This is a genomic window from Reyranella soli (genome assembly GCF_007992495.1).
In the GTDB taxonomy this organism is placed as follows: Bacteria; Pseudomonadota; Alphaproteobacteria; order Reyranellales; family Reyranellaceae; genus Reyranella; species Reyranella soli.
This window is the reverse complement of sequence record NZ_BKAJ01000072.1, coordinates 15590-27697: the sequence shown is the minus strand read 5'-3', so window position 1 is coordinate 27697 and position 12108 is coordinate 15590. Positions and strand designations below refer to the sequence as shown.

General features: G+C 66.5%; 12 protein-coding genes. 11 read left to right on the top strand and 1 reads right to left on the bottom strand.

What is annotated here, in order from left to right; genetic code table 11:
- The first annotated feature begins 101 nt into the window (after positions 1-101).
- The 9 genes from RSO01_RS20300 to RSO01_RS20260 all read left to right on the top strand — a co-directional run bounded on the left by RSO01_RS20300 (position 102) and on the right by RSO01_RS20260 (position 9941).
- Entirely contained in the window at positions 102-1922 is a 1821-nt protein-coding gene (locus RSO01_RS20300) for a tetratricopeptide repeat protein (protein WP_147151273.1), read from the top strand.
- Between the two features lie 159 nt (positions 1923-2081).
- Positions 2082-3686, top strand: coding sequence for an ABC transporter substrate-binding protein (locus RSO01_RS20295; RefSeq protein ID WP_147151271.1), 1605 nt, complete (start codon positions 2082-2084; stop codon positions 3684-3686).
- 121 nt (positions 3687-3807) lie between these two features.
- A complete protein-coding gene (locus RSO01_RS20290) occupies positions 3808-4734 on the top strand; it encodes an ABC transporter permease (protein ID WP_218037405.1) in 927 nt (308 codons plus the stop codon).
- Positions 4731-5612, top strand: a complete 882-nt coding sequence (locus RSO01_RS20285; RefSeq protein WP_147151268.1) for an ABC transporter permease — start codon at positions 4731-4733, stop codon at positions 5610-5612. Before RSO01_RS20290 ends, RSO01_RS20285 begins: the two co-directional genes overlap by 4 nt.
- On the top strand, positions 5609-6589 hold the full coding sequence (locus RSO01_RS20280; RefSeq protein WP_147151266.1) for an ABC transporter ATP-binding protein: 981 nt from the start codon (positions 5609-5611) through the stop codon (positions 6587-6589). The genes RSO01_RS20285 and RSO01_RS20280 overlap by 4 nt, the downstream gene beginning before the upstream one ends.
- Positions 6586-7599 carry an ABC transporter ATP-binding protein gene (locus RSO01_RS20275; protein WP_147151263.1) on the top strand — a complete coding sequence of 338 codons (1014 nt, stop codon included), beginning with the start codon at positions 6586-6588 and terminating at the stop codon, positions 7597-7599. Before RSO01_RS20280 ends, RSO01_RS20275 begins: the two co-directional genes overlap by 4 nt.
- Positions 7596-8723 carry a mandelate racemase/muconate lactonizing enzyme family protein gene (locus RSO01_RS20270; RefSeq protein WP_147151261.1) on the top strand — a complete coding sequence of 376 codons (1128 nt, stop codon included), beginning with the start codon at positions 7596-7598 and terminating at the stop codon, positions 8721-8723. The genes RSO01_RS20275 and RSO01_RS20270 overlap by 4 nt, the downstream gene beginning before the upstream one ends.
- Before the next feature lie 12 nt (positions 8724-8735).
- Positions 8736-9137 carry a GFA family protein gene (locus RSO01_RS20265; protein WP_147151260.1) on the top strand — a complete coding sequence of 134 codons (402 nt, stop codon included), beginning with the start codon at positions 8736-8738 and terminating at the stop codon, positions 9135-9137.
- A gap of 57 nt (positions 9138-9194) precedes the next feature.
- Positions 9195-9941 (top strand): class II aldolase/adducin family protein, encoded by a 747-nt coding sequence (locus RSO01_RS20260; protein WP_147151258.1) that lies wholly within the window; start codon positions 9195-9197, stop codon positions 9939-9941.
- Between the two features lie 403 nt (positions 9942-10344).
- Here RSO01_RS20260 and greB read toward each other — a convergent pair whose 3' ends face one another.
- Positions 10345-10896, bottom strand: a complete 552-nt coding sequence (gene greB, locus RSO01_RS20255) for a transcription elongation factor GreB (RefSeq protein ID WP_147151256.1) — start codon at positions 10894-10896, stop codon at positions 10345-10347.
- Positions 10897-10926: 30 nt separating this feature from the next.
- Here greB and RSO01_RS20250 point away from each other — a divergent pair, with 30 nt between their 5' ends.
- Together RSO01_RS20250 and RSO01_RS20245 are read left to right on the top strand one after the other, a co-directional pair.
- Positions 10927-11757, top strand: coding sequence for an urease accessory protein UreD (locus RSO01_RS20250; protein ID WP_147151254.1), 831 nt, complete (start codon positions 10927-10929; stop codon positions 11755-11757).
- A 42-nt stretch (positions 11758-11799) separates the two neighbouring features.
- On the top strand, positions 11800-12102 hold the full coding sequence (locus RSO01_RS20245; protein ID WP_147151252.1) for an urease subunit gamma: 303 nt from the start codon (positions 11800-11802) through the stop codon (positions 12100-12102).
- The last annotated feature ends 6 nt before the right edge of the window (positions 12103-12108 follow it).

Below are 12108 nucleotides of genomic sequence, written 5' to 3'. Positions count from 1 at the left end.
CCGTGGCGGATTGCCAGGAGTACCCTCCGTCGCTAGGCGGTCGCGTACCGCTGACCGTGCCGCGCTCCGCCTGAACTCCGTTCGGCAGACAGGAGGGCACCATGCGGGTGATTTATCTCTTTCCGTCGCTTCTCGTGGCAAGTGCTGCGCTGGGCTGGTTTGCCCCGTTCGCCGTTGGCAAGGCTCCGACGGACAGTACAGGTATCGCCGCTACCCAGCGGCAGTTCGGCGCCAACTTCCCCATCTGTCATGGATCGCCGTTGGGCGGAGGACCCGGCGGTATGATGCGCTTGGCCCAGGCACAAACAGAAGTGCCGAAAGCGGAAATGCAGGCGGCCGCCCCGGCGGGGACATTCGCCGACACGGATCCTCCGCTGTGGGAGGGCCTAGGCGGGGTGACGTACAAGGTCACGACCGCAAATGAGGCAGCGCAGACCTACTTCGATCAAGGGCTGCGGCTCACCTACGCGTTCAATCATGGCGAGGCGCAGCGCGCGTTCCGCAAAGCGCAGAAGCTCGATCCTGCCTGCGCCATGTGCTTCTGGGGCGAAGCGCTGGTGCTTGGCCCCAACATCAATCTGCCGATGCAGGACGACGCTGTTGCGCCGGCCTTCGCGGCAGCCGAGAAGGCGCGCACGCTCGCCGCCAAGGCCAGCCCGCGGGAGCAGGCGCTGATTGTGGCACTCTCGACCCGCTACGCCAAGGAGGCCAAAGGGGATCGGGCGCCGCTCGACGCTGCTTACGCCGCCGCCATGGAGAAGGTCGCGACGCAGTTCCCGGACGACAACGAGGTCGCGGTGCTCTACGCCGAATCGGTGATGGACCTCAGCCCGTGGGATTACTGGCAGCCCGGCGGCCGGGAGCCAAATCGGCAGAGCGTTGCCATCGTACCGACGCTCGAACGCGTGCTGGCGCGCGACCCGAATCATCCTGGTGCGATCCACTACTACATCCACGCGGTGGAGGCGTCGGATCGGCCGGAGCGCGCCGAGCCCTATGCGGACCGGTTGCGAGGGGCCATCCCCGGCTCCGGCCACCTCGTGCATATGCCGAGCCACATCTACTATCGGGTCGGACGCTATCTGGACGCGCTGGCCGACAACAAGACGGCGAGCGAGGTGGACGAGAAATATCTGGCGGCGACCAATGCGCCGATGGGCGTGTACCGTCTCGGGTACTATCCGCACAACGTCCATTTCGTGCTGGCGTCGGCCCAGATGGCGGGTGACGGACCCACGGTCATCGCGGCAGCCGAGAAGCTGCGTGGCCTCATTCCCGACGAGGTCGCGCGCGGCATTGCGCTGGTGCAACCCGTCAAGGCAGCGCCCTACTTCGCTCATGCGCTGTTCAGCCCTTCCGCGACCGTTCTCGCACTTCCCGATCCCGGCGACGCCATTCCGTACGTCAAGGCCATGTGGCACTACGCACGCGGCATTGCGTACGTGGCGCAGAATGACGTTGCCGCTGCAAAGGCGGAGGCCAATGCGATCGCAGCGCTCGAGGGCGCGGATTTCACGTTGCTCAAAGCCTCCGGTGTCCCGGCACAGGACGTGCTGGCGCTGGCGCGCACTGTGATCGAAGCCCGCATCGCGCAGCGTCAGTCCGACAAGGCCGAGGCAGTCGCGAAGTTCGAGCGGGCGGCGGCCCTGCAGGACGGCTTGCCCTACATGGAGCCGCCCTACTGGTACTACCCGGTGCGGCAGTCGCTTGCCGTCGCGCTGATGCAGGCCGGCCGACTCGAGGACGCGGAGGAACAATTCCAGCGCGCGCTGAAGCGCGCCCCGAACAACGGCTGGTCATGGTACGGGCTTGCCGAGCTCTACAAGGCGCGCGGCAAGACGGATATGGCGAGCCGGCTGGAAGCGGACCTTGCCAAGATGTGGATCGGCGACCGACAGCAGCTGGACCTTTCGAAATTGTGACGCCTGAACGCGACTGCCCAGCGGCCTCGATGGCTGCCGGCGGTCGCGTCGCCGCGCCTCGTTGAAAGCTCACAGCTAGAGCGGTTGCGGCTCATCGGGAAAGCAGACACCTTTGGCGGCAGTGCTCCCGGCGGTACCGAGAAGGGCACGGGAGGAACGATGAGACCGAACAGGCGACAATTCCTGGGCGCTTCGATCGCGGCTGCTGCCGCTGGCCCTTTCCTGCCGCGCGCCCAGGCGCAGGACGCCGGGGTCATGACCTTCGCCCTTGCCGCGCGCAGCGCCAATTCGCTCGAGCCGGCAGTCGTCGTCCAGGGGGCCGACAACTGGGTGAATATGCAGATCTTCGACACCCTGGTGCGGCCCGAGGACGGGACCTTCGCGGTGACCCCGGGCGACTTCAAGCCCTCGCTGGCGGAGAGCTGGACCAGTTCGGCCGACGGGCGCACCTGGACGTTCCAGCTGCGCAAGGGCGTTCAGTTCCACGGCGGCTACGGCGAGATGACGTCGGACGACGTCAAGTTCACCTTCGAACGCCTGCTCGATCCCAAGCGGCCGGTTGATCGCCAGCCTTTGTACGCCGGCACCCTGGAAAGCATCACCGCGGAAGGCCCTAGCACCGTCGTTTTCAAGCTCAAGCGGCCGGATCCGCTGTTCTGCGGCAGCATCCTCTATACCCGCGGCGGCTGCATCGTCTCGCGCAAGGCCTCGACCGAGCGTGGCGACAAGCATGCCATGAACCCGATCGGCACCGGCGCCTATGAGTTCGATCGCATCGATCCCGCGAACGGCGTGTTCCTGAAGGCCTTCGCCCAGCACTGGGAAAGCCCGCCGGGCGTACCGGAGCTGCGCTTCTCCTACATCCTCGACACGACCGCGCGCACGCTGGCACTGCTCGCGGGCAAGGTCGACATGATCGAGGGCGTGCGGGCGCCGGGCTGGATCCCCTCGATCCAGGCGCGCAAGAAGGACCTGCAGTTCGACATGACGGCGCCCGGCAGCATCAACACGCTGCACATGAACATGACGCGCAAGCCGTTCGACGACCTCCGCGTTCGCCAGGCCGTGCGCTATGCCATCGACAAGGAAGCGATCGCCAAGAGCCTCGCCCCGATGGGCAAGCCGATGGTGGGCCTGATGGCGCCCACTTATGCGGGCGCCGTGACCGAGGCCGAACTGCCGGCTGAGCTGCGCTACAAGTACGACCCCGATCGCGCCAAGAAGCTTCTGGCCGAGGCTGGATTCGCGTCGGGGCTGTCCTTCGCCAACTACATGAGCACGCGCGAGGACTACAGCTCGAACATGCTCATCGTGCAGGAGCAACTGCGCAAGGTCGGCATGAACATGGACATGTCCATGATCGACCACACGACCTATCACCTGAACAACCGCAAGAACCTCAATACGCTGGTGATGTTCTCGTCGAGCTATCCGCCGACGCTGGCGCAGATCTTCATCGACCAGCTTGCCAAGGAGTCCGAGGTCAAGGCGGACGGCACGGGCGGCATCAACTTCAGCCACTATGGCGCGGTCATGCCCGGCATCGACGGCATGCTGGAGGCGTTGGACAACGAGCCGAGCTTCGACGCCATCGTGAAGTCGGTGCAGCAGATGGAGATCCAGATCCTGCGCGACCTGCCGGTGATCTCGCTGGGCTCGCTGTCCTACGTCATCGTCCGCAATCCGCGAATCGACCTCGGCTACAAGGTCCGCTCGGGCTACGCGTACTGGCCGCTGAAGCGTGCCCGGGTCGTGAAGGCCTAGGAATGGGAGTCGAGTTGCGTGACGCAGCCTCGCTGTCATCCCGAGCGAAGCGAGGGACCCTTCCTGTGCCTCTAAAGGCCCCTCGCTGCGCTCGGGGTGACAACCTGTAATGTGGCGCCTGGTGGCCTCCCGCGTGCTCGACGCGATCCCGACGATGTTCCTGGTGCTGACACTGGTGTTCGTGGCGATGCGTCTGTTGCCGGGCGACCCCGCGGTCACCCTGCTGGGCGACCATGCGACACCGGCGCAGATCGAGGCGATGCGCGCCCGCCTCGGGCTCGATGTCCCGCTGTGGCAGCAGTACCTGCGCTTCCTGTGGAACGCGCTCACCTTCGACTTCGGCAAGTCGTTCGTGAATTCCCAGTCGGTGGCGGCGATGGTCGGGCTGAACCTGCCCTACACGATCGAGCTCACGATCGTCTCGACGCTGCTGGGCACGATCGCTGCCATTCCGCTGGGCGTTGTGGCGGCGACGCACCGGGGCAAGACAACCGACTACGTGACGCGGCTGTTCTCGCTGGCGGGCTTCGCCATCCCCGATTTCTATCTCGGCGCGCTGCTCCTGATCACGTTCTCGCTGAACCTCGGCTGGTTTCCCATCAACGGCGGCGGGCAGGGCTTCGCCGACCGGATGTACCACGTGTTCCTGCCGGCGATCGCGCTCGCCTTCATCAAGGCGGCTTTCGTGAGCCGTCTCACGCGCTCCTCGCTGCTGGAGGTCCTGAACAAGGACTTCGTCCGCACCGCGCGCGCCAAGGGCGGCCGCGAACCGCGCGTCATCTACCGCCATGCCCTCAGGAATGCCCTCCTGCCGGTGGTCACCGGGCTCGGGCTCAGCATCCTGTCGACGCTGTCGGGATCGGTCGCCATCGAGTTCATCTTCGGACGGCCCGGCATCGGCAGCATGCTGATCACCGGCATCGAGACGCGCGACTACCCGGTGATCCAGGCCGGTATCGTCGTCTTCGCCATGTTCGTCGTGGTCGTGAACCTCGTGATGGACGTGCTGTACGTCTTCATCGACCCGCGGGTGGGGGCAGTGCGATGACCCCAACCGCGGAAACCTTGGCGGTCGCCCCCGAGCGAGGCGTGCTGGCACAGATCGCCATCAGCATCGCGCGCGACCGGGTTTCGCTGTCCTTCTTCGTCGTGCTGGTCGCCATCGTCCTGGTCGCGGTGTTCGCGCCCGAGATCGCGCCCTACGATCCGATCGCGCAGAGCCTTTTGAGCATCAACCTGCCGCCGTCGGCGGAACACTGGCTCGGGACCGACCAGTTCGGTCGCGACGTGCTGTCCCGCATCATCTACGGCGCGCGCACGTCGCTGCTGCTCGGTGTGACAGCCCCGGTGATTGCCGCCGTCATCGGCACGCTGTTCGGCGTCACGGCGGGATATTTCGGCGGCTGGACCGACCGCATCATCGGCCGGTTCCTCGACATCTTCCTCGCTTTCCCGGCCCTGCTGCTGGGCATCCTGATCGCGGCGGCCCTGGGCGCGGGCTTCTGGAACATGGTGGTGGTGCTGACCGTCGCTTTCGCGCCGCGCTTTGCCCGAATCGCGCGGGCCTCGACGATGGCCATCCGGTCCGAGGCCTTCATCGAGGCCGCGATTGCCAGCGGCATGCGAACGCCCGCGATCATGCTGCATCACATCCTGCCCAACATCGCGGGCTCGATCGTCGTGGTGCTGACGCTGTGGGTGGCGACGGCGGTGCGGCTCGAGGCGACGCTGAGCTTCCTCGGCCTGGGCACCCAGCCGCCCAAGGCGAGCTGGGGCAACATCATCCGCGACGGGCTCGGCAATCTCTTCGGCTCGCCCTGGCCGATCGTCGCCGCGGGCCTCGCCATCACGGTGACGGTGCTCGCCTTCAACATGCTGGGCGACGCCGTGCGCGACATCCTCGATCCGGAAGTGCGGGACGAATGAGCGGCTCGCTGCTCAAGGTGCGCAACCTGTCGGTCGAGTTTGGCCCGGCCGGCAAGGGCGTTCGGGTGCTCGATCGCGTCGGCTTCGACATGATGGCCGGCGACTGCATCGGCATCGTCGGCGAATCGGGATCGGGCAAGAGCGTCATGTCGCTGTCGCTCCTGCGGCTCGTGCCTGAGCCGCCCGGCCGGATCGTCGAAGGGTCGGTCGAGTTCGAAGGCGTGGATCTCCTGACGCTGCCGGCATCGCGCATGCCGGATATCCGCGGCAAGGACATCGCCATGATCTTCCAGGAGCCGATGAGCGCCCTCAATCCGGTGATGACGGTGGGCGAGCAGATCTCCGAGGCGATCTTCCTGCATGAGAGCATCGGCGCGGCGGCGCGCCGGGCACGGGTGCTGGAGATGCTGCAGCTGGTCGGCATCCCCGACGCCGAGCAGCGCTACGACTCCTATCCTCACGAGTTCTCCGGCGGCATGCGCCAGCGCGTGATGATCGCCATGGCGCTGGCCTGCAATCCCCGCCTGCTGATCGCCGACGAGCCGACCACGGCGCTCGACGTCACCATCCAGGCCCAGGTGCTCGAGCTGATGAAGCAGCTGCGGGCGCGCTACCGGACCTCGATCCTGCTGATCAGTCACGATCTCGGGGTGATCGCTGATATCGCCGACCGCGTGATCGTCATGTATTGCGGCCGCGTCGTCGAAACGGCGGCGATCGACGACCTGTTCGACCGGCCGGCGCACCCCTACACCGAAGGGCTGCTCAACTCGATACCCAGCCGGTCCATCGGACAGGAGCGGCTCTACCAGATCCCCGGCGCACCGCCGGCGCCGACGGAACGCGGACCGGGCTGTGCGTTCTATCCCCGCTGCCCGAAGCGGATGCCGGTCTGCCTGGAACGGACGCCGCCGCTTCTTCAGGTGAGCGAAACCCAGCAGGCCGCCTGCTTTGCCCTGCCGGCGGCGCGCCCATGACGGCTCTGCTCAGCACCGAGGGACTGGCCAAGCACTTCGCGGCGCGCAGCCGCTGGAGCGCGTTCGGCGGCGGGAAATCGGTGGTGCGGGCCGTCGACGACCTGTCGATGGAGATTGCCCCGTCCGAAACCCTGGCGCTGGTAGGCGAGTCGGGCTGCGGCAAGTCGACGACCGGCCGCCTGATCATGCGCCTGATCGAGCCTTCGGCGGGCCGCGTCGTCTTCGAGGGCAAGGACATCACCGACGCTTCGGCCAGCGAGCTGCGCCAGGCGCGCCGGCGCATGCAGATGGTGTTCCAGGATCCGCGCAGCTCGCTCAGTCCACGGCGGACCATCCTGCAGACCGTTGCCGAACCGCTCGACGCCAACGGCCTGATCCGTTCGCCGGCGCACCGCCGCGAGGTGGTCGCCGAGCTGCTGGACAGCGTCGGCCTGTCGCCTTCGGTCATGGGCCGCTTTCCCCATCAGTTCTCCGGCGGGCAGAGGCAGCGCGTCGGCATCGCCCGGGCGATCGCGCTCGGGCCCAGCCTGATCGTGGCCGACGAGCCCGTGTCGGCGCTCGACGTCTCGGTCCAGGCGCAGATCATCAATCTCATGCAGGACCTGCAGAAGCAGCGGCGGCTCTCCTATCTGTTCATCAGCCACGACCTCGCCGTCGTGCGTCACATCGCCGACCGCGTGGCGGTGATGTATCTCGGGCGCATCGTCGAGATCGGTCCGAAGGCTGAGGTTTTCCGGGCGCCGCATCATCCCTATACCCAGGCGCTGTTGTCGGCGGCTCCCGAGGCGCGGCCGGGCCGTTCGCAGAAACGCATCGTTCTGTCGGGTGACGTTCCCAGCCCGTCGGCGATCCCCTCGGGCTGCAGCTTCCGCACGCGTTGTCCGATCGCCCAGGAGGTCTGCGCGCGCGAGCGGCCGCCGCTCGGAGCGGTCGCCTCAGGCCATTCTGCTGCCTGCCATTTCGCCCAACCCAATCCTCTCGGCCCAAATCAACGCGGAAGGTCCTCATGAAGATCACCAAGGTCGAAACGTTTCTGGTGCGCTGGGGCGATGTCTCGCAGCCCCTCGAGGCCGCCACCAGCGCGGCGACCGCCGTCGTCGCCATCCACGCCGACGGACTGGTCGGCCTTGGCGAGGCCTCGCCCATGCAGAACGGAGTGGCCTCGCTGCAGGTCATCGCCCGCGACATGGCGCCGGCGTTGATCGGCGCCGATGTGCTCGACCATGCCGTCACCCTGGATCGCCTGCTGCACAAGCTGATCAAGCTCGGTCCCGACGGCATCGTGACGGGCGCCCTGGCGGCGGTCGACATTGCCCTGTGGGACCTGAAGGGAAAGGCGTTCGGGCAGCCGATCTACAAGCTGCTTGGTGGAGCATGGCGCACGCGCATCCCGTTCTATGCGTCGATCGGAGGCAACGCCAACCGCGACGTCGACGGCATGCTGAGAACGGTCGAGGCGCGGTTCAAGGCGGAGCAGCCGTCGGCGATCAAGATCCGCTGGGATGGCGCGCGTGGCGAGATCGATCGCGACATCGCGGGTGACATCGCCAAGGCCCGCGCCGTGCGCAAGCTGGTAGGCGACGGCTTCCCCTTGGCGTTCGACGCCAACAACCGCTACTCGGTCGGCGCCGCGATCAGGGTGGGCCGGGTGCTCGAGGAGCTGGGCTTCATCTGGTTCGAGGAGCCCGTCGAGTACTACCATCCCAAGGCGATGGGCGAGGTCGCGCAGCGGCTGGATATCACGGTGTCGGCCGGCGAGCAGTCCTATACGCTGCAGTCGGTGGCGACCTTGATCGAATGCGGTGTGCGGATGGTCCAGCCGGACATCGTGAAGATGGGGGGCGTGACCGGCCTGATGCAGTGCGCCGCCCTCTGCCACGCCCATGGTGTCGAGTTCGTGCCGCATCAGACCCAGCCTGCGATCGGCAATGCCGCCAACCTGCACGTGCTCTCGACCGTCATGCAGGCGACCAAGCCCGCCGAGCTCGCCGACGGCTGGGCGCGCGCCGCCGACACGTTCGTCAATGCGCCCAAGCCCGATGGCGGATGTCTGGTCGTGCCGGAGGGGCCAGGGCTTGGCCTCGCGGTCGACGAGGCGATGCTGGCGCGCCGGCGCTTCGACGTGAAGGGTTAGGGGCAGTCTTCGATGCCAAAGATGCTTGCCGGTAAATGCTACTGTGGCGCCGTCCACTATGAGGTCACCGACGCCTTCCGCTACGCCATGAACTGCCATTGCTCGAACTGCCGACGCACCACCGGCTCGGCCTTCAAGCCGTTCGCCGGCATCGAGCGTGAGAAGCTCGCCGTCACCCAGGGCAGGGACAAGCTCATGATCTACGGCGACGACAAGACCAACAACACGCACTGCCGCCAGTGCGGCTCGCTGCTGTTTTCCGTCGTCCGGGACGGCGCCTTCGTCCATGTCGCCATGGGCACCTTGGTCGACGCGCCGTCGATCCGGCCCAGCCGGCACATCTTCGTCGGCTCCAAGGCGCCCTGGTTCACCATCACTGACGACCTGCCGCAGCACGACGAGTTTCCGAGCTAGTGCGGTGAGGGTGGCTTTGGCTTATCATGAACCCAGACCGACCCGTGGTGAGGAATAATGACGGACCGACCCAACATCGATCCTCAGGAATGGGAACTGCGCTGCGATCTCGCGGCGGCCTACCGCCTGTTTGCCCATTTCGGCATGGACGACCTGATCTTCACCCACCTGTCTGTGCGGCTGCCGGGCAAGGATCATCGCTTCCTGCTCAATCCATTCGGTTATCTGTTTGACGAGATCACCGCGTCGAGCCTGATCGCCGTCGATCCCGAAGGCCATGCCATCGAGGAGATCGATGAGGCCAAGATCAACAATGCGGGTTTCACCATCCATTCGGCGGTGCACATGGCGCGCGAGGACGCGCAGTGCGTCATGCACAGCCACACCACGGCCGGCATGGCCGTGGCGGCGCAGGAGCAGGGCCTGCTGCCGTTGAACCAGATGTCGATGCAGTTCTTCGGCCGCACGAGCTACCACGACTACGAAGGCATTGCGCTCGATCTCGACGAGCGCGAGCGGCTGGTGCGCGATCTCGGCGACAACAGCGCAATGATCCTTCGCCATCACGGCCTGCTGACGACGGGCCGCACGGTCGGCGACGCCTTCTACGAGATGTACTACCTCGAGCAAGCCTGCCGCCTGCAGGTCGCCGCCACGCAGGGCGGCCAGAAAGTCGTGATGCCTCCAGACTCCGTGGCCGAACACACGGCCAGCCAGTTCGAAAGCTTCGAGGGCAAGGGCCGGCGCCCGTGGGCTGCCCTCAAGCGCCGCCTCGACCGTCAAAGCCCGGACTACGCGACTTGATCGGATTGGCCGCCGGGAGCGGAGACCTTCCGGAACGCGCCTGATGCTGCTGTCAGTGCTGGCATAGCGCGGATTTGCGGGGCGGGGCGGGCCTTTGACGGGGGCGCCTGATTCTTGCGTTTGGCGTCACGCTGCAAGCGCCTCGCGGCAAACGAATCCTGCCCTGTACGGGCCTCCCTATACGGCACGCAAAAACTATCGTACGCGCATTTGCACTGAAGTCATGAAATGAGCACTAAAGTTATTGACTTCGCCCGCCTCCGAAGGCATGCTGGTGACAGCTCACGTGGCTCCGAGAGGGCGCGAACTTGCTGAAAACGAGCACTGCTATTGCCCAGGTATGATGTAATCAGGCAGCCGTCGTGGCTCTAAGACCCAGTCGGCTTGACTAGAGGCCATGCGGTCAGACGTAGTCGACCTTCACGATCTCGATCTCTTCCTCGCCGGCCGGCGTTCGCATCTTCACCACGTCGCCTTCGAACGCACGCATCAGGGCGCGGGCGATGGGCGAGATCCAGCTCACATGGCCCTTGGTGAGGTCGACCTCGTCGACGCCGACGATCTTGACGGTGCGCTCTTCGTCCTTCTCGTTGGCCCAGGTCACAGTGGCGCCGAAGAAGACCTGCTTGGTCGGGGGCCGCTTGGCCGGGTCGACGACCTCCGAGCGCTCCAGGCGCTTGCTGAGGAACCGGATGCGCCGGTCGATCTCGCGCAGACGCTTCTTGCCGTAGAGGTAGTCGCCGTTCTCCGAGCGGTCGCCGTTGGCGGCGGCCCACGACACGACCTGCACGACCTCGGGCCGTTCCTTGCGCATGAGCGTCATCAACTCCTCGCGCATGCGCTCGAAGCCCTGCGGGGTCATGTAGTTCTTGGCGCCGGCGGGCAGGCCCACGATCTCGTCGGGGAGATCGTCGTCGTCGTCGCCGTCGCTTTCCTTGGTGAAGGCCTTGCTCATTTCGATACCTACTCTATCAAGTCGAGGCCGATGACCACCAGTTCCCCCCGCCTGCAGCGCGCCAGCGGCGAAAGCCGTGTCGCCTTCGACCTGCGGGACGGCCGAACGCGGCTTGCTGATCTCTATCAACGCGATCCCTGCCGGGTTTTGTTCCCGGAACCCGAGCCGGGGGAACCCCCTTTGGCGGTCATGCTGACCACCTCGGGCGGGGTGACCGACGGCGATTCCCTCAAAATGGCCATCGAGATCGGCCCCGGGGCCTCGGCCGTGGCCACCACCCAGGCGGCGGAAAAGATCTATCGCGCCGCCAAGGGCGGCGGCCATTGCGCCATCGACGTCGCCGTGCGCGTAAGCGGGGACGCCGTCCTCGACTGGCTGCCGCAGGAGACCATCGTGTTCGAGGGCGCGCGGCTGAAACGCCGCACCGTGGCCGAGGTCGAGCCGGGCGGGTCGCTGCTCGCCTGCGAGATGGTGGTGCTTGGCCGCGCAGCCGCGGGCGAGCGGTTCACCCGCGGCCTGCTGCTCGATTCGTGGTCCGTGCGGCGGCCAGGTCCGCGCAAATCTGGACGGCTGGTCTGGACCGACACGCTGCGCGTCGAGGGCGAGACGCCGACGGGCGCAGGCTTCGGCACGGCCAATGCGCTCGCCACGGTGATCGGCGTGTGGGACGAGCCGCAGCCGCGGTTCGAGAAGGCTCGGGCGTTGCTCGAAACTGCAGCTGAGGTGCGTGCCGGGGTGACGCTGGTGAACGGCGTGATGGTCGCGCGAATACTGGGCGAAGCGACGATGGTCCGTGCTGCCGTCATCCGCTTTCTCACCGATTTTCGCGGCTGCCGCCTGCCGCGAGTCTGGCATGTTTGATGCAGCCTCTTATAGTCGGGCCCAATACGGGGGAAATGCTCGATGAATCTGACGCCGCGTGAAAAGGACAAGCTTCTGGTCGCCATGGCGGCCGTCGTGGCCCGCCGCCGCCTCGAGCGCGGCGTGAAGCTCAATCATCCCGAGGCCATCGCCCTGATCACCGACTTCGTCGTCGAGGGCGCGCGCGACGGCCGCTCGGTGGCCGACCTCATGCAGGCCGGCGCTCACGTGCTGCGCCGCGAGCAGGTGATGGAAGGCGTGGCCGACATCATCGAGGAGATCCAGGTCGAGGCGACCTTCCCCGACGGCACCAAGCTCGTCACTGTCCACGCGCCGATCCGCTGAGGCCCG

Coding starts and splice junctions, on each gene's coding strand:
- RSO01_RS20300 (WP_147151273.1), top strand. CDS start 102: ATGCGGGTGATTTATCTCTTTCCGTCGCTTCTCGTGGCAAGTGCTGCG.
- RSO01_RS20295 (WP_147151271.1), top strand. CDS start 2,082: ATGAGACCGAACAGGCGACAATTCCTGGGCGCTTCGATCGCGGCTGCT.
- RSO01_RS20285 (WP_147151268.1), top strand. CDS start 4,731: ATGACCCCAACCGCGGAAACCTTGGCGGTCGCCCCCGAGCGAGGCGTG.
- RSO01_RS20280 (WP_147151266.1), top strand. CDS start 5,609: ATGAGCGGCTCGCTGCTCAAGGTGCGCAACCTGTCGGTCGAGTTTGGC.
- RSO01_RS20275 (WP_147151263.1), top strand. CDS start 6,586: ATGACGGCTCTGCTCAGCACCGAGGGACTGGCCAAGCACTTCGCGGCG.
- RSO01_RS20270 (WP_147151261.1), top strand. CDS start 7,596: ATGAAGATCACCAAGGTCGAAACGTTTCTGGTGCGCTGGGGCGATGTC.
- RSO01_RS20265 (WP_147151260.1), top strand. CDS start 8,736: ATGCCAAAGATGCTTGCCGGTAAATGCTACTGTGGCGCCGTCCACTAT.
- RSO01_RS20260 (WP_147151258.1), top strand. CDS start 9,195: ATGACGGACCGACCCAACATCGATCCTCAGGAATGGGAACTGCGCTGC.
- greB (WP_147151256.1), bottom strand. CDS start 10,896: ATGAGCAAGGCCTTCACCAAGGAAAGCGACGGCGACGACGACGACGAT.
- RSO01_RS20250 (WP_147151254.1), top strand. CDS start 10,927: ATGACCACCAGTTCCCCCCGCCTGCAGCGCGCCAGCGGCGAAAGCCGT.
- RSO01_RS20245 (WP_147151252.1), top strand. CDS start 11,800: ATGAATCTGACGCCGCGTGAAAAGGACAAGCTTCTGGTCGCCATGGCG.